Origin of the sequence: Xanthomonas campestris pv. campestris str. ATCC 33913 (assembly GCF_000007145.1) — a bacterium.
GTDB lineage: Bacteria > Pseudomonadota > Gammaproteobacteria > Xanthomonadales > Xanthomonadaceae > Xanthomonas > Xanthomonas campestris.
Genome location: NC_003902.1, coordinates 2678460 through 2692165, shown reverse-complemented (window position 1 = coordinate 2692165; position 13706 = coordinate 2678460). Strand labels below are relative to the sequence as shown.

Sequence of the window (13706 nt, the reverse complement as noted above, 5' to 3'; positions counted from 1 at the left end):
ACCTAGGCCACGCTTCCGGCAGCATGCCCGGACGCCCAGGCCCATTGGAAGTTGTAGCCGCCCAGCCAACCGGTGACGTCGAGCACTTCGCCAACGAAGTACAGCCCGGCTACCAGGCGCGACTCCATCGTCGCACTGGACACCTGGTCGGTGTCCACGCCGCCCAGGGTGACCTCGGCGGTGCGATAGCCCTCGGTGCCGCTGGCCACCAGCGGCCAGCCACCGAGCAGGTCGGCGGCCGCGCGCAACTGGGGTGGATCGAGCTGGCGCACCGGCTTGTCTGGCAGCCACACCTCGCACAGTCGCTGCGCAAAGCGCCGTGGCAGGACCTCGCCCAGCACGTTGCGCAGCTCGGTGGCCCCGCGCAGTTGCTTTTGTTCGCGCAGCCAGGCCTCGGCGTCATGGCCTGGCAGCAGGTCCAGGCGCAGATCATCGCCGGGCTGCCAGAACGAGGAGATCTGCAGGATCGCCGGCCCGCTGACGCCACGGTGGGTGATCAGCATGAAGTTGCGAAAACTGGCGCCATTGCAGTGCGCCTCGACCGGCACGGCCAGGCCGGACAGATCCTGCAGGCGTTCCTGATGCTTGCCGCTGAGGGTGAGCGGCACCAGCCCGGCGCGGGTAGGCAGCAGCTGATGACCGAATTGCCTGGCCAGCGTGTAGCCGAAGCCGCTCGCGCCCATGCTAGGAATCGACAGCCCGCCGGTCGCCACGATCAGCGCCTGCGTCTGCACGCGGCCTTGGCTGGTGTCCACGCTGAAGCCGTCGCTGTCGCGGCGCACCGCCTGCACCTCGCATTGGGTGCGGATCTGCACGCCGGCCGCCTCGCATTCGTCCAGCAGCATGCGCACGATCTGCTTGGACGACACATCGCAGAACAACTGGCCCAGCTCTTTCTCGTGATAGGCGATGCCGTGCTGCTCCACCAGTTCCACGAACGCACTCGGGGTGTAGCGGGCGAGGGCGGACTTGCAGAAGTGCCGGTTGGCCGAAACAAAATTGGCCGGGGTGGTGCCGGTATTGGTGAAGTTGCAGCGCCCACCGCCGGACATCAGGATCTTCTTGCCCACCTTGTTGGCGTGGTCGATCACCAGCACCTGCCGCCCGCGGCGGCCGGCCGTGAAGGCGCTCATCAGCCCGGCAGCGCCGGCGCCGACGACCAGCACATCGCAACGCGTGCTCATTCCGCCGGGGCTTGTCGCACGATCGGAGTGAGCGTGACGGTGCCCTGGTCGGCCAGCATCTGCACTTCGCCGTCCTGGATGATTACGTCAAAGCGCATGCCGCGCTGGATCAGCGCACCAAGCGCCTCGGTGGCCTGCGATTCGAGCTCCAGCACGCGCAGGTTGCGGTGCCGGCCGAGAGCATTGGCATGCTTCTTCCACCAAGTCTCGGTGGCCTGGCCGCCGTACCCGATGACCACGACTTCCCGCGACCGGTTGCAGGCCTTGCGGACGCGGCTCTCGTCGGGCTGGCCCAGGTCGATCCACAGGTCGGGGTCGCCGGTGTAGTCGCGCCGCCATAGATCCGGTTCGTCGTCATTGCTCAGCCCGCGGCCGAACTCCAGGCGGTCGTCGGCGAACAGGGCAAACGCCAGCAGGCGCACCATCAGGCGTTCGTCGGTTTCGGAAGGGTGCTGGGCCAGGGTCAGCGAATGGTTGGCGTAGTAGCCGCGATCCATGTCGCTGATCTGCAGTTCCGCCCTGCGGACGGTGGCGGTGAGAGCCATCGGGAAACCAGTTGCAAAGGGCGGTCATGATACGCCTGCGGGCTCCGCGCGAGGGTCTTCATGACCGGGCGGATTGCCGTGCCAGCCAGCGGTCCAGCTGTGCCGCGAACGCCTGGCGGTCGCGTGCGTGCAGCGCAGGCGGCCCGCCGGTGGCCACGCCGGCGCCGCGCAATTCTTCCAGAAAGCCGCGCACCGACAGGCGCTCGGCGATGCTGTCGCTGCTGAACGGCTCCCCGCGCGGACTGACCGCTGCGGCGCCGCGTTCCAGTACGCGCGCCGCCAAAGGAATGTCCTGGGTCACTACCAGATCGCCAGCGTTGACCCGCTCGGCAATGGCGTCATCGGCCGCATCCGGGCCGCCGGGCACCTGCAGCGCCCGCACATGGGCCAGGGTTGGCGTGCGCAGGAAGTGGTTGGCGACCAAGGTGACAGGGATGCCGGTGCGCTGGGCGGCGCGGAACAAAATGTCGCGAATGACCGCCGGGCAGGCGTCGGCGTCGACCCAGATCTGCGCAAGACCTGGCGGGAGTGGCGTATTCATCTAGGAAATCGGGAGGGAAATGGCCTGACGGGGGGTCAGAATGCGCCTGACAGCAAAAGTTTTGTCCGAAGGTGTCGCTTTTTGCATAAAACACGAGTACTGTGCACTCACTGTGTTTGCAAGGGTCACCGTGAATCGTGGCCTGGTGTAGCTAGATCTCATTCGATCCCGCTCCATCGTTCCGCTTTACCAACGCCTGCAACTCAGTCTCAGCGCCGGTTTTTCGGTTGCTGCGATTTATCCATCTAAAAGTTCAGGAGTTAGTAAAATGTCAGATCGTCAGAACGGTGTCGTGAAGTGGTTCAATGATGCCAAGGGCTTCGGCTTCATCACCCCGGAAAGCGGCCCGGACCTGTTCGTGCATTTCCGTGCCATCCAGGGCACCGGCTTCAAGTCGTTGCAGGAAGGCCAGAAGGTCTCCTTCGTCGCCGTGCAGGGCCAGAAGGGCATGCAGGCTGACCAGGTGCAGGCGGTCTAATCCGTCTGCAACCGTAAGGTTGCCAAAAACGCCGGGCGCGCAAGCGTCCGGCGTTTTTTATTGTCTGCGATTTGTCGCGTTGACCGGCCTGCGCGTCCTGCCCTCCCGCGTGCACACCGGTGCTGGCGTGACGGATGCAGTGAGCACGGCAATGACGTATGCCTGGGTAGGATGTGCGTTTTCCGCACGCCGGCTCTCCCATGCTTACTGTCCACCACCTCAATAATTCCCGCTCGCAACGCGTGCTCTGGTTGCTGGAAGAACTGGCGTTGCCGTACCAGATCGTGCGCCACGAGCGCGACCCAAAGACCATGCTGGCGCCTCCGGCGTTGCGCGCGATCCATCCGCTGGGCAAGTCGCCGGTGGTGGTCGATGGTGGGCTGACCATTGCCGAGTCCGGCGCGATCCTGGAATACCTCACCGAGCGCTACGACACCGAATGCGCGCTGTCGCCGTCGGCGCGGCCAGCGGAGTCCGCCGAGCGCCTGCAATTTCGGTACTGGATGCATTACGCCGAAGGCTCGGCAATGCCGCCATTGCTGATGACGCTGATCTTTGGGCGCATCCGCTCAGCCCCGATGCCCTTTTTCGCCAAGCCCATTGCGCGCGCGATTGTCGACAAGGCGATGTCTGGCTTCGTCGGGCCGCAACTCAAGTTGCACATGGACTGGATGGAGCAATCGCTGGGCGGCAGCGGCTGGTTCGCGGGTGAGCGCTTTACCGCGGCCGACATTCAGATGAGTTTCCCGGTGCAAGCGGCGGCTGCGCGAGGCGGCGGGCTGGAGGCCTACCCCAAGCTGCGCAGCTTTATCGAGCGCATCGAGGCGCGGCCGGCATATCAGGCCGCACTGAAGAAGGGCGGGCCATTCGAGCTGCAGCGGGCCAAGCCCGCCACCTGAGTCGTTCGCAGCTAACCGGCTGACTTAGGTGTGTTGCCCGATTGGGCGGGCTCTCCCCTCAAGGAGCCTTGCAGTCACGCAGGAACTGCAGGGTATCGCGCAGGGCTGGCGAGTCGGCCGGGTTTTTGCGCAGCGACAGCACCAGGCCCATGTGCCCCATGCCGGGATAAAACGTGGTGTTCGCCTGGACGCCGACGCGCCGTTCGGCAGCGGCCAGCGAGGTGCTGTTGCGCGGCTCCACGACGCGGTCGTCTTGCCCATGCAGCAGCAACATCGGCGGCTCGTCGCCATCTGCGTGAACCACAGGCTGCGACGCGGCTTGCTGTTCGGGTGAGGTGCCGAAGACCTCGATGAGTTCGGGATCGGTCATGGGCGAGAAATCATACGGACCGGCAAGGCCGACGAAACCACACAGTTGTTGCGGACGCAGGCCCTGCGCCTGAAGCCAGCTGCGATCCGTCACCAGCAGTCCGGCAATATGCGCGCCTGCCGAATGCCCCATCACCGCCACGCGTGTCGGATCGCCGCCGTAGGCCTGTGCATGTTGATAGCCCCACGCCGTTGCCTTTGCGGCATCGGTCATGAAGCCGTCCAGCCCGACCTGCGGATACTTGCGGTAATCGGCGACCAGCGCGACCACGCCCTGGCGCGCGAGCGAGCGGCCGACCCAGCTGTAGTTCTGGCGCGTGCCGCGCTTCCAGGTGCCGCCGTAGAAGAACACCACCACCGGCGCATTGAGTGCGTTGCGCGGTTGATAGACGTCCAGCGCCAGCCCGAGGGCCGGGTCGAACAGCTCGTTGCGGTGCTCGATCACGCCCTCGCGACTGGTGGCGGCATTGATGCCGCCGAAGAACACACTGCTGCAGGCGCTCAAGGTCAGCGAACCAAGTAGCACGAGGGCAGGGCGGAACCAGCGGGAAGCGCGTGAGGGCATGGGCGTTGTCGCTCGAGAGGCAGAAGAGAGGGCGCTGGGCGCGTGGTGACTGCAGGCAGGCCGAGCCTGCTTGGCAATGGTGCAGCAGGTGAAGATACGATGCCGGCGCGCGCGTGGATGCGTGCTGCGCGCATGCGAAGTTCATCGCCAGTGCCCTAGGCTTGCACGCATGACCCATCTTCAATTCGATAACCGTTTGCGCGCCGAGTTGCCGGGCGACCCGGAAGAAGGCCCACGCCGCCGCGAAGTGCTGGCCGCCTGGTCTGCGGTGCAGCCGACGCCGGTCGCTGCGCCCACACTGCTGGCGTATTCGGCCGATGTCGCGCAGCGCCTGGGCCTGCGTGCCGAGGATCTTGCCAGCCCACGGTTTGCCGAGGTGTTTGGCGGCAATGCCTTGTATCCCGGAATGCAGCCGTGGGCGGTCAACTACGGTGGTCACCAGTTTGGGCATTGGGCAGGACAGCTGGGCGATGGCCGCGCGATCTCATTGGGCGAGGCCATCGGGGTCGATGGCGGGCGCTACGAGCTCCAGCTCAAGGGCGCCGGGCCAACGCCGTATTCGCGTGGGGCGGATGGCCGCGCCGTGCTGCGTTCGTCGATCCGCGAATTCCTGTGCAGCGAGGCGATGCATTACCTGGGCGTGCCGACCACCCGGGCGTTGAGCCTGGTGGGCACCGGTGATGCAGTGGTGCGCGACATGTTCTACGACGGGCATCCGCGCCGCGAGCCGGGCGCGATCGTGTGCCGCGTGGCGCCCTCGTTCATTCGGTTCGGCAATTTCGAACTGCCCGCCGCGCGTGGCGACGTCGATCTGCTACGGCAGTGGGTGGACTTCACCCTGGCGCGCGATTTCCCTGACCTGCCGGGCAGCGGCGAAGACCGGATTGCCTCCTGGCTCGGCCAGGTGTGCGAGCGCACTGCGGTGATGGTCGCGCACTGGATGCGCGTGGGCTTCGTGCATGGGGTGATGAATACCGACAACATGTCCATCCTGGGGCTCACCATCGACTACGGCCCCTACGGCTGGGTGGACGATTACGACCCGGATTGGACGCCCAACACCACCGATGCGCAGGGTCGCCGTTATCGCTTCGGCACCCAGCCGCAGGTGGCGTACTGGAACCTGGGGCGGCTGGCCCAGGCACTGTCGCCGCTGTTCGGCGATGCGGCGCCCTTGCAGGCCGGGCTGGACCAGTTTCGTGACACCTATCTGGCCTGTGACCGGCGCGATACCGCGGCCAAGCTGGGGCTGGCCGAGTGCCAGGACGAGGATCTGCACCTGATCGACGACCTGCGTGCGCTGATGCGCGAAGCGGAGATGGACATGACGCTGACCTTCCGTGGCCTGGTGGATCTGTCGCCGCAGCAGCCGGATGCTTCTGTGCTGCGTGAGGCCTTCTACGACGAGACCAAGCGTGCTGCGCAGGCGCCAGCGCTGGGCGCCTGGCTGCAGCGGTATGCCGCACGTTGCCTGCAGGACGGCGCGTCAGATGCGGTTCGCGCTTCGCGGATGCGGGCGGCCAACCCGCGCTACGTGCTGCGCAATTATCTGGCGCAGCAGGCGATCGACCAGGCCGAGCAGGGCGATCTGTCGGGCGTGCACGCGCTGCTGGAGGTCATGCAGCGCCCGTACGACGACCAGCCCAGGCGCGAGTCATTCGCAGCTAAGCGCCCGGACTGGGCGCGGGACCGCGCGGGATGCTCGATGTTGTCCTGCAGTTCCTGACGCGCTCATGTCGGCAGCGGTCGTCGGCGCCGCACAGTCGGCCCGCTCGCCTAGAATAGAGCGCTCCCACTGGCCACGACCGCCATGAACGACTGCAGCCGCTGCGCCGGTTCCACCTCTTCCGGACCGGCCCACTGGTCGGGCCGGATCCGCGACATCGCCGATTTTCCCAAGCCGGGTATCGTGTTCAAGGACATCACACCGCTGCTGTCCGATGGCCCGGATTTCGCTTCTGCGCTGGATGAAATGGCGCAGCCCTGGCGCACCACGCCGCTGGATGCGGTGCTGGGCATCGAGGCGCGGGGCTTCATTCTGGGCGCGGCGTTGGCGCGCGAGCTGCGCACTGGCTTCGTGCCGGTGCGCAAACCGGGCAAATTACCCGGGCGCACGTTGATCCAGGAATACGCGCTGGAATACGGCACCGATCGCATCGAGATGCATGAGGATGCGCTGCCGCGTGGTGCACGGGTCTTGATTGTCGACGACGTGCTCGCCACCGGCGGCACCCTGCGTGCGGCCTTGGGCCTGGCCGCGCAGCTGGAGCTGGAAATCGTCGGCGCGGCGGTGCTGGTCGAGCTGCTGGCCCTGCAGGGCCGCAGCAAATGGCTCAACGACGTGCCGTTGCTGGCGACGCTGAGCTACTGAGCAAGGGATCGCTGTACCTGTGCAGCGGCCAAGCCGCTGCGCCGTCGAGCCCACCTGCGTGGGCTCCCTGATTCGGCTAGACGCGCTGCCTAGAGCTTGGTCACCCGGAAGCGGCGGCCCTTGATCTTGCCGGCCTGCAAGTGGGTCAGTGCACGAGCGACCTGCGCCCGCGCAATCGCCACGTACGAGCGGGTGGGGTAGATGGCGATCTTGCCGATCGCCGCACCCGACAAGCCTGCTTCGCCGGTCAATGCGCCCAGAATGTCGCCGGCACGCAGTTTGTCGGTCTTGCCGCCGTCGATGCGCAGCGTGGTCATCGCGGCCAGCGGCAATTGCGCCGGGCGTGCGGTGGCCAGCGGTGCGCGTGACCACTTGAGCGGCTGGCCGTGCTCGGCCTCCAGCGCCTGCGCACGAGCGCTTTCGCGCGGCGCCACCAGGCTGAGTGCCAAGCCGTGCTTGCCGGCGCGCGCAGTCCGGCCGATGCGGTGGCGATAGGTTTCGGTGTCGGTGGGAAGCTCGTAATTCACCACTGCCGCGAGGTCTTCCACATCCAGGCCGCGCGCGGCCACGTCACTGGCAACCAGTACGTTGCAGCTGCGATTGACGAAGCGCACCAGCACCTCGTCGCGGTCGCGTTGCTCCATGTCGCCATGCAATGCCAGCGCGGAGAACCCGAACTCCTGCAGCGAGCCGGCGACTTCGTCCACTTCCTTGCGGGTATTGCAGAACACCACGCTGGATTCGGGATTGAAGCGCAGCAGCAGCCCGGCCACCGCCTTCTGCCGATAAGTGGGGTCCACTTCGAAGAACTGCTGGTCGATCTCCGGTGCGTTGTCCGCACCTTCCACGGTGATTTCCACCGGGTCCTTCAACAGCTCGCGCGCCAGCGTGCGGATGATGTCGGGGAAGGTCGCCGAGAACAGCAGGCTCTGGCGGTGTTTGTCGCAGCGGCTGGCGATCTCGCGGATGGGTTCTTCAAAGCCCATGTCGAGCATGCGGTCGGCCTCGTCCAGCACCAGCGTGCGCACGCCGCCCAGATGCAGGGCGCGTTTGCGCGCCAGTTCCTGGATGCGGCCGGGCGTGCCGACCACGACCTGCGGGTCGTGCGCTTCGAGCGATGCCAGCTGCGGACCAAGCGGCATGCCGCCGGTGAGCACCAGCAACTTCATGTTGGGAATGCCGGTGGCCAGCTTGCGCAGTTGCTTGCCGACCTGGTCTGCCAGTTCGCGCGTGGGGCACAGCACGAGCGCTTGCGCACGGGTCAGTGCCGGGTCGAGCTTTTGCAGCAGGCCCAGCCCGAACGCGGCGGTCTTGCCGCTGCCGGTGGGCGCTTGGGCAATCACATCCAGCCCCTGGAGGATCGGCGGCAGGCTCTGCGCCTGGATCGGCGTGAGGGTGGTGTAGCCCAGGGCATCGATGCCGGGGGCCAAGGCTGGCGAGAGCGGCAGCGCGGAGAATTCGTTCATGGCGCATTTTAACGGGAATCGGGAGTGGTGAATCGGGAATCGCAACGGCGAGGCTTTTCCATTCCCGATTCACCATTCCCGATTCCCGTACAATTAGCCCATGCCTTTAATCACTCTGCAAAGCGTCGACTACAGCGTCGGCGGCCCGTTGTTGCTGGAAAAAACCGACCTGACGATCGAGCCGGGTGAGCGTATCGCCCTGATCGGCCGCAACGGTGCCGGCAAATCGACCCTGATGAAATTGATTGCCGGCGAGCTCAAGCCCGATGACGGCGAAGTGCGCGTGCAGCAGGGCGTGCGGATCGCGCGGTTGGAGCAGGAGGTTCCGCAGGGAACCGGCGGCAGTGTGTTCGACGTGGTGGCCGACGGGCTGGGTGAACTGGGTCACTGGCTGGCCGAGTTCCATCAACTCAGCCACGCCGAGGTCTTCGATGCCGAAGCCTTCGGCAAGGTGCAGGCCAAGATCGATGCGGCCGAGGGCTGGGCGCTGGATCAGCGCGTCAGCGAGACGTTGACCAAGCTCGATCTGGACGGCGATGCGGAGTTCGCGCGGCTGTCCGGCGGCATGAAGCGGCGCGTGCTGCTGGCACGCTCGCTGGTGGCTTCGCCGGACGTGCTGCTGCTCGACGAGCCAACCAACCACCTGGATATCGAAGCCATCGATTGGCTGGAAACTTTCCTGAAGGGCTGGAATGGCAGCGTGCTGTTCGTTACCCATGACCGGCGCTTTCTGCGCGCGTTGGCCACGCGCATCGTCGAGATCGATCGCGGCCAGGTCACCAGCTGGCCGGGCGACTGGGCCAATTACGAGCGCCGGCGCGAAGAGCGGCTCAATGCGCAGGCGCAGGAAAATGCGCGCTTCGACAAGATGCTTGCGCAGGAAGAGATCTGGATCCGTCAGGGCATCAAGGCGCGCCGCACGCGCGACGAAGGCCGCGTGCGACGGCTGGAATCGATGCGCAACGAGCGCGTGCAGCGCCGCGATCTCACCGGCAATGTGCGCATGGAAGTCTCGCAGGGCGAGTCGTCCGGCAAGAAGGTGATCGAAGCCAAGGAAGTCACCTTTGCGTTCGGCGCGCGCACGATGGTCAAGGACTTCTCCAGCATCATCCAGCGTGGCGACCGCATCGGCCTGATCGGCCCTAACGGTAGCGGCAAGACCACCTTGCTCAAGCTGCTGCTGGGTGACCTGCAGCCGCAGCAGGGCGAGATCCGTATCGGTACCAATCTGCAGATTGCTTATTTCGACCAGTACCGCGCCACCTTGCGCGAGGACTGGAGCGCGATCGAAAACGTGGCCGAAGGGCGGGACTTCATCGAGATCAACGGCAAGCGCAAGCACGTGCATGCGTATCTGCAGGATTTCCTGTTCACCCCCGAGCGCGCACGTGCGCCGATCACGCGCCTGTCCGGTGGCGAGCGCAATCGCCTGCTGCTGGCGCGCCTGTTCGCGCAGCCGTCCAACCTGCTGGTGATGGACGAACCGACCAACGACCTGGACGTGGAAACCCTGGAGCTGCTGGAAGAGCTGCTCGGCGAATACACCGGCACCTTGCTATTGGTCAGCCATGACCGCGACTTCCTCGACAACGTGGTGACCTCCGCGCTAGTGATGGAGGGCGATGGCCTGATCGGCGATTACGTCGGCGGATACAGCGATTCGCTGCGCCAGCGCCGCACCGCGCCGGCCAATGCAATGGCGGTGGCCAAGGCCTCGGCAACTGCTGCGGCGACCACGCCGGTGGCCGCTGCTGCACCGGGACCGGCTGTAGCCGAGGAGGCTGCGCCCAAGCGCAAGCTCAGCTACAAGGAAGCGCGCGAGCTGGAGCAACTGCCGGCGCTGATCGAGACCCTTGAGCAGCAGGTCGCCGCATTGACCGACGCCATGAACGACCCGGCGTTCTATCAGCGCGATAGCGCGGCGATGACCGCGCACACTGCCGCCCTCACCGATGCGCAAGCGCAGCTGGATGCGGCCTACGCACGCTGGAGCGAGCTGGATCGCTGAACAAGTGTGCGGGGCAGGTGACGCCGACACGCACGTGCTGCGTCGGCGTAGCAGCTGTCTTGCGCGTCAGTCGCAGGCGCTTGCCGGCGCGACGAAGGCGGCAAAGCTGCGTCCGCGCGCCGCCCAGGCGGTGGCAGCTTCGTCGAGGATGTCGAGCAGGCTGTCGCGGTCGGCCGGTGCGTGGGTGGCCAATGCATCGGCACCATCGAGCAACAGCGCGTAGCCGCGTGGTGCCGGCAGCCAGCTGAGATCGCGCAGGGCATCGCTCAACGCGTCCCAATTACGACCAAAACCAGGCGGGAAATCGAGCTGGATTGCCAGGCGCATCAGCAGGGTGCGTTTGTCGGCGCAGGCCGCCAAATCCACCCGCAGGATGCGCAGCCCGGCATCGCGTGCCAGGGCGGCCATGGTGTCCAGGTCCTGGGTCTGCGCCTTATACACGCCGGACTGCTGTGGGTCGGATAGATCCAGCGCAAAGTCGCCTGCACTCATGGTGCCTGCTCCGGGGTGGGGCCCTGGAAGGATTTGAAATTGGCGTAGTGATCGTCGCTGTAGTACCAGCTCTGCGGCGGCGTGCCGCCGGTGACGATCCGGCGTGCGCCGCGATCTGCGCTGCCGGGCGTGTCCACGGTGTACTCGTGGTAATAGCCGCGCGGCCGTTCCGGCAGCCGCTGCTCACGATTGCCGAACACCGCGCCGTCCTGCGGATACGGAAACGGCCCGCCGCGTTGTATCAACACGATGGTTGCCATGGCTTCGGTCGGCAGGAATGCCGGCAGCCGCGGCACCTGGCGCGCCGACGTTACGGCTGGTGCGGCAGCCACAGGTGCCGACAGTTGCGGGGCGAACTGCGGCTTGGGCGTCTGCACGACACGCATGACCCAGAGCCCGGCCACAAGCAGGACGATGGCGACGATCAGCAAGGCGGGTTTGCGCATGGGTGGTCCGAAGCGAAAGAGGCAACCGCAGCCATGGCGGATGAGAGACCAAGTATGCCGTCGCGCGACTGTGTCGACTTTGAACGTGGCGGCGGGGAAGGGCACGCCCGGTTCACGCCGAAGTAACCGGGGCATGGTGCAAGGTGTGCAGCCGAGGAACTGCGGCACTGCGCAGGTGATGGGATGAAGTTTCCCTCGCCTCACCCTTGGTAAGCGCAGTCCAGGTCCTTACCATCTACCCCGCAACGCCCGGTCTTTTGCCGGGCGGCAAGTCCAGGAGACCCTCATGGCTTATACCCTTCCGCAGTTGCCCTACGCTTACGACGCGCTGGAACCGAACATCGATGCGCAGACGATGGAAATCCATCACACCAAGCATCACCAGACCTACATCAACAACGTCAATGCGGCGCTGGAAGGGACCGAGTACGCCGACCTGCCGGTTGAGGAGCTGGTCTCCAAGTTGAAGAGCCTGCCGGAAAACCTGCAGGGCCCGGTGCGTAACAACGGTGGTGGCCATGCCAACCATTCGCTGTTCTGGACCGTGATGTCCCCCAACGGCGGCGGCGAGCCCAAGGGCGAGGTCGCCAAGGCGATCGACAAGGACATCGGCGGTTTCGAGAAGTTCAAGGAAGCCTTCACCAAGGCCGCGCTGAGCCGTTTCGGTTCGGGCTGGGCATGGTTGAGCGTCACCCCGGACAAGAAGGTCGTGGTCGAAAGCACCGCCAACCAGGACAGCCCGCTGTTCGAAGGCAACACGCCGATCCTGGGCCTGGACGTGTGGGAACACGCCTATTACCTGAAGTATCAGAACCGTCGCCCGGACTACATCGGCGCGTTCTACAACGTGGTGAACTGGGACGAAGTCGAGCGCCGTTACCACGCCGCGATCGCCTGAGTCTGCGCTGATGCTGTAACGCAAGAAGGCCGGGAGCGATCCCGGCCTTCTTGTTTGCTGCGGTCTGTCGCGTAGGAGCGACCTTGGTCGCGACGAGGCGTTCCTCGGGAAAGCTTCATCGCGCGCGAGCGCGCTCCTACGATTGCCGGAGCGCTGATTAAAATGTGTTGGCGAATGTAGGTGAGTAGCCAGCGTTCACGCTGTAACGCAAGAAGGCGGGGAGCGATCCCGGCCTTCTTCGTTTGGTGCGGTCTGTCGTGTAGGAGCGACCTTGGTCGCGAGGAGGCGTTACTCCGGGGAGGCTCCATCGCGCGCGAGCGCGCTCCTACGATTGCCGGAGCGCTGATTAAAATGTGTTGGCGAATGTAGGTGAGTAGCCAGCGTTCACGCTGTAACGCAAGAAGGCCGGGAGCGATCCCGGCCTTCTTCGTTTATTGCGGTCTGTCGTGTAGGAGCGACCTTGGTCGCGAGGAGGCGTTACTCGGGAAAGCTCCGTCGCGCGCGAGCGCGCTCCTACGATTGCCCGGGTGCCGGTCAGAACTTCGAATCGAATTCGCGTGCGTAGCCGGTGTTGACGATCACCTTCTGCAGTGCGTCGCTGATCTTGATGTTGCCCGCCACGATCTGCTGCGTTTCCGGGCCCATGTTGTCCATGCGCGGCGGGGTGGCGCCCTTGTAGTCGCAAACGCGGCCACCGGCTTCGCGCACCAGCAGCACGCCGGCCGCGATGTCCCAGGCTTTGACGCCGGCTTCGAAATACGCATCGGCACGGCCGCAGGCGACATAGGCCAGGTCCAGCGCGGCCGAGCCGGTACGGCGCACGTCTTCTGCCTGCACCAGCAGCGCGTCCACGCACTTGAGCTGGGCGCTGGCGCGTGCGCGCTCGCGCGGCGGGAAACCGGTGTGGACCATCGCGCCTTCCAGATCCTTGCGCTCGGCAATGCGAATACGGCGATCGTTGAGCACTGCGCCTGCGCCACGGCTGGCAGTGAACAGCTCGTTGCGCAACGGGTCGAAGATCACCGCGTCGGTCGGCTCGCCATTTTCCACCAGCGCAATCGACACGCAGTAATGCGGGAAGCCGCGCAGGTAGTTGCTGGTGCCGTCGAGCGGGTCGATGACCCAGGTGTAGCGGCCACTCTTGCCGCCCTGCACGCCGCCTTCTTCGCCGAACACGGCATACTCGGGGTAGCCGCGCTTGAGTTCCTTGATGATGACCTTCTCGGCGTCGGCATCGACTTCGCTGGCGTAGTCCATGCGGCCCTTCTGCACCACGTTGAGGGCATCGAGCTTGTTGATACCGCGCAACAGCACATTGCCGGCGAGGCGGGCGGCTTTGACCATGACGGTGACGGCGGGTTTCTGCATGGTTAAAGCTCCCGTGAAGGCAGAATCGGAAATGGCGAAGGTAAAAGAGCGGTCCGGCGCGAAAGCCGGCTGCGCA

General features: G+C 65.6%; 14 protein-coding genes. 6 read left to right on the top strand and 8 right to left on the bottom strand.

Translation table 11 applies throughout. From position 1 onward, the window contains the following. Window positions 1–2 precede the first annotated feature (2 nt). The 3 genes from XCC_RS11925 to XCC_RS11915 are packed head-to-tail and all read right to left on the bottom strand — an operon-like array spanning window position 3 to window position 2270. Window positions 3–1184 carry an NAD(P)/FAD-dependent oxidoreductase gene (locus XCC_RS11925; protein ID WP_011037434.1) on the bottom strand — a complete coding sequence of 394 codons (1182 nt, stop codon included), beginning with the start codon at window positions 1182–1184 and terminating at the stop codon, window positions 3–5. Continuing rightward, a complete protein-coding gene (locus tag XCC_RS11920; RefSeq protein WP_011037433.1) occupies window positions 1181–1729 on the bottom strand; it encodes a YaeQ family protein in 549 nt (182 codons plus the stop codon). The genes XCC_RS11925 and XCC_RS11920 overlap by 4 nt, the downstream gene beginning before the upstream one ends. Before the next feature lie 58 nt (window positions 1730–1787). Next, the gene (locus XCC_RS11915; RefSeq protein ID WP_011037432.1) at window positions 1788–2270 is read right to left on the bottom strand and encodes a YaiI/YqxD family protein; all 483 of its coding nucleotides are present in this window, start codon (window positions 2268–2270) and stop codon (window positions 1788–1790) included. Between the two features lie 268 nt (window positions 2271–2538). On the opposite strand from XCC_RS11915, the gene XCC_RS11910 reads away from it, so the two are divergent. Continuing rightward, window positions 2539–2748: a cold-shock protein gene (locus XCC_RS11910; RefSeq protein ID WP_011037431.1), complete on the top strand. Its 210-nt coding sequence runs from the start codon at window positions 2539–2541 to the stop codon at window positions 2746–2748. Window positions 2749–2948: 200 nt separating this feature from the next. Next, window positions 2949–3647 carry a glutathione S-transferase gene (locus XCC_RS11905; protein ID WP_011037430.1) on the top strand — a complete coding sequence of 233 codons (699 nt, stop codon included), beginning with the start codon at window positions 2949–2951 and terminating at the stop codon, window positions 3645–3647. A 58-nt stretch (window positions 3648–3705) separates the two neighbouring features. Here XCC_RS11905 and XCC_RS11900 read toward each other — a convergent pair whose 3' ends face one another. Beyond that, the gene (locus XCC_RS11900) at window positions 3706–4581 is read right to left on the bottom strand and encodes an alpha/beta hydrolase (RefSeq protein ID WP_011037429.1); all 876 of its coding nucleotides are present in this window, start codon (window positions 4579–4581) and stop codon (window positions 3706–3708) included. Window positions 4582–4750: 169 nt separating this feature from the next. On the opposite strand from XCC_RS11900, the gene XCC_RS11895 reads away from it, so the two are divergent. Both XCC_RS11895 and XCC_RS11890 read left to right on the top strand, forming a co-directional pair. Next, window positions 4751–6307, top strand: coding sequence for a protein adenylyltransferase SelO (locus tag XCC_RS11895; RefSeq protein ID WP_011037428.1), 1557 nt, complete (start codon window positions 4751–4753; stop codon window positions 6305–6307). An 84-nt stretch (window positions 6308–6391) separates the two neighbouring features. Continuing rightward, complete coding sequence (locus XCC_RS11890; protein WP_011037427.1) at window positions 6392–6952, top strand: adenine phosphoribosyltransferase; 561 nt, start codon at window positions 6392–6394, stop codon at window positions 6950–6952. 89 nt (window positions 6953–7041) lie between these two features. On the opposite strand, the gene dbpA is transcribed toward XCC_RS11890, so the two are convergent. Continuing rightward, the gene (gene dbpA / locus XCC_RS11885) at window positions 7042–8418 is read right to left on the bottom strand and encodes an ATP-dependent RNA helicase DbpA (protein WP_011037426.1); all 1377 of its coding nucleotides are present in this window, start codon (window positions 8416–8418) and stop codon (window positions 7042–7044) included. A 100-nt stretch (window positions 8419–8518) separates the two neighbouring features. Between dbpA and XCC_RS11880 the strand changes: the two genes are divergently transcribed. Further along, a complete protein-coding gene (locus tag XCC_RS11880) occupies window positions 8519–10426 on the top strand; it encodes an ATP-binding cassette domain-containing protein (protein ID WP_011037425.1) in 1908 nt (635 codons plus the stop codon). A 66-nt stretch (window positions 10427–10492) separates the two neighbouring features. Here the strand turns inward: XCC_RS11880 and XCC_RS11875 are convergent, their stop codons facing one another. Both XCC_RS11875 and XCC_RS11870 read right to left on the bottom strand, forming a co-directional pair. Further along, window positions 10493–10918: a barstar family protein gene (locus tag XCC_RS11875; RefSeq protein WP_011037424.1), complete on the bottom strand. Its 426-nt coding sequence runs from the start codon at window positions 10916–10918 to the stop codon at window positions 10493–10495. Further along, the gene (locus XCC_RS11870; RefSeq protein ID WP_011037423.1) at window positions 10915–11364 is read right to left on the bottom strand and encodes a ribonuclease; all 450 of its coding nucleotides are present in this window, start codon (window positions 11362–11364) and stop codon (window positions 10915–10917) included. The genes XCC_RS11875 and XCC_RS11870 overlap by 4 nt, the downstream gene beginning before the upstream one ends. A gap of 286 nt (window positions 11365–11650) precedes the next feature. Between XCC_RS11870 and XCC_RS11865 the strand changes: the two genes are divergently transcribed. Then, window positions 11651–12262, top strand: a complete 612-nt coding sequence (locus tag XCC_RS11865; protein ID WP_011037422.1) for a superoxide dismutase — start codon at window positions 11651–11653, stop codon at window positions 12260–12262. Window positions 12263–12796: 534 nt separating this feature from the next. Here the strand turns inward: XCC_RS11865 and XCC_RS11860 are convergent. Then, window positions 12797–13630, bottom strand: a complete 834-nt coding sequence (locus XCC_RS11860; RefSeq protein WP_011037421.1) for an inositol monophosphatase family protein — start codon at window positions 13628–13630, stop codon at window positions 12797–12799. Window positions 13631–13706: the final 76 nt, after the last annotated feature.

What these genes read in the sequence shown, in the direction of transcription:
- XCC_RS11900 (WP_011037429.1), bottom strand. Translation starts at nt 4,581, where the DNA reads ATGCCCTCACGCGCTTCCCGCTGGTTCCGCCCTGCCCTCGTGCTACTT.
- XCC_RS11905 (WP_011037430.1), top strand. Translation starts at nt 2,949, where the DNA reads ATGCTTACTGTCCACCACCTCAATAATTCCCGCTCGCAACGCGTGCTC.
- XCC_RS11870 (WP_011037423.1), bottom strand. Translation starts at nt 11,364, where the DNA reads ATGCGCAAACCCGCCTTGCTGATCGTCGCCATCGTCCTGCTTGTGGCC.
- XCC_RS11895 (WP_011037428.1), top strand. Translation starts at nt 4,751, where the DNA reads ATGACCCATCTTCAATTCGATAACCGTTTGCGCGCCGAGTTGCCGGGC.
- dbpA (WP_011037426.1), bottom strand. Translation starts at nt 8,418, where the DNA reads ATGAACGAATTCTCCGCGCTGCCGCTCTCGCCAGCCTTGGCCCCCGGC.
- XCC_RS11915 (WP_011037432.1), bottom strand. Translation starts at nt 2,270, where the DNA reads ATGAATACGCCACTCCCGCCAGGTCTTGCGCAGATCTGGGTCGACGCC.
- XCC_RS11910 (WP_011037431.1), top strand. Translation starts at nt 2,539, where the DNA reads ATGTCAGATCGTCAGAACGGTGTCGTGAAGTGGTTCAATGATGCCAAG.
- XCC_RS11865 (WP_011037422.1), top strand. Translation starts at nt 11,651, where the DNA reads ATGGCTTATACCCTTCCGCAGTTGCCCTACGCTTACGACGCGCTGGAA.
- XCC_RS11920 (WP_011037433.1), bottom strand. Translation starts at nt 1,729, where the DNA reads ATGGCTCTCACCGCCACCGTCCGCAGGGCGGAACTGCAGATCAGCGAC.
- XCC_RS11925 (WP_011037434.1), bottom strand. Translation starts at nt 1,184, where the DNA reads ATGAGCACGCGTTGCGATGTGCTGGTCGTCGGCGCCGGCGCTGCCGGG.
- XCC_RS11890 (WP_011037427.1), top strand. Translation starts at nt 6,392, where the DNA reads ATGAACGACTGCAGCCGCTGCGCCGGTTCCACCTCTTCCGGACCGGCC.
- XCC_RS11880 (WP_011037425.1), top strand. Translation starts at nt 8,519, where the DNA reads ATGCCTTTAATCACTCTGCAAAGCGTCGACTACAGCGTCGGCGGCCCG.
- XCC_RS11860 (WP_011037421.1), bottom strand. Translation starts at nt 13,630, where the DNA reads ATGCAGAAACCCGCCGTCACCGTCATGGTCAAAGCCGCCCGCCTCGCC.
- XCC_RS11875 (WP_011037424.1), bottom strand. Translation starts at nt 10,918, where the DNA reads ATGAGTGCAGGCGACTTTGCGCTGGATCTATCCGACCCACAGCAGTCC.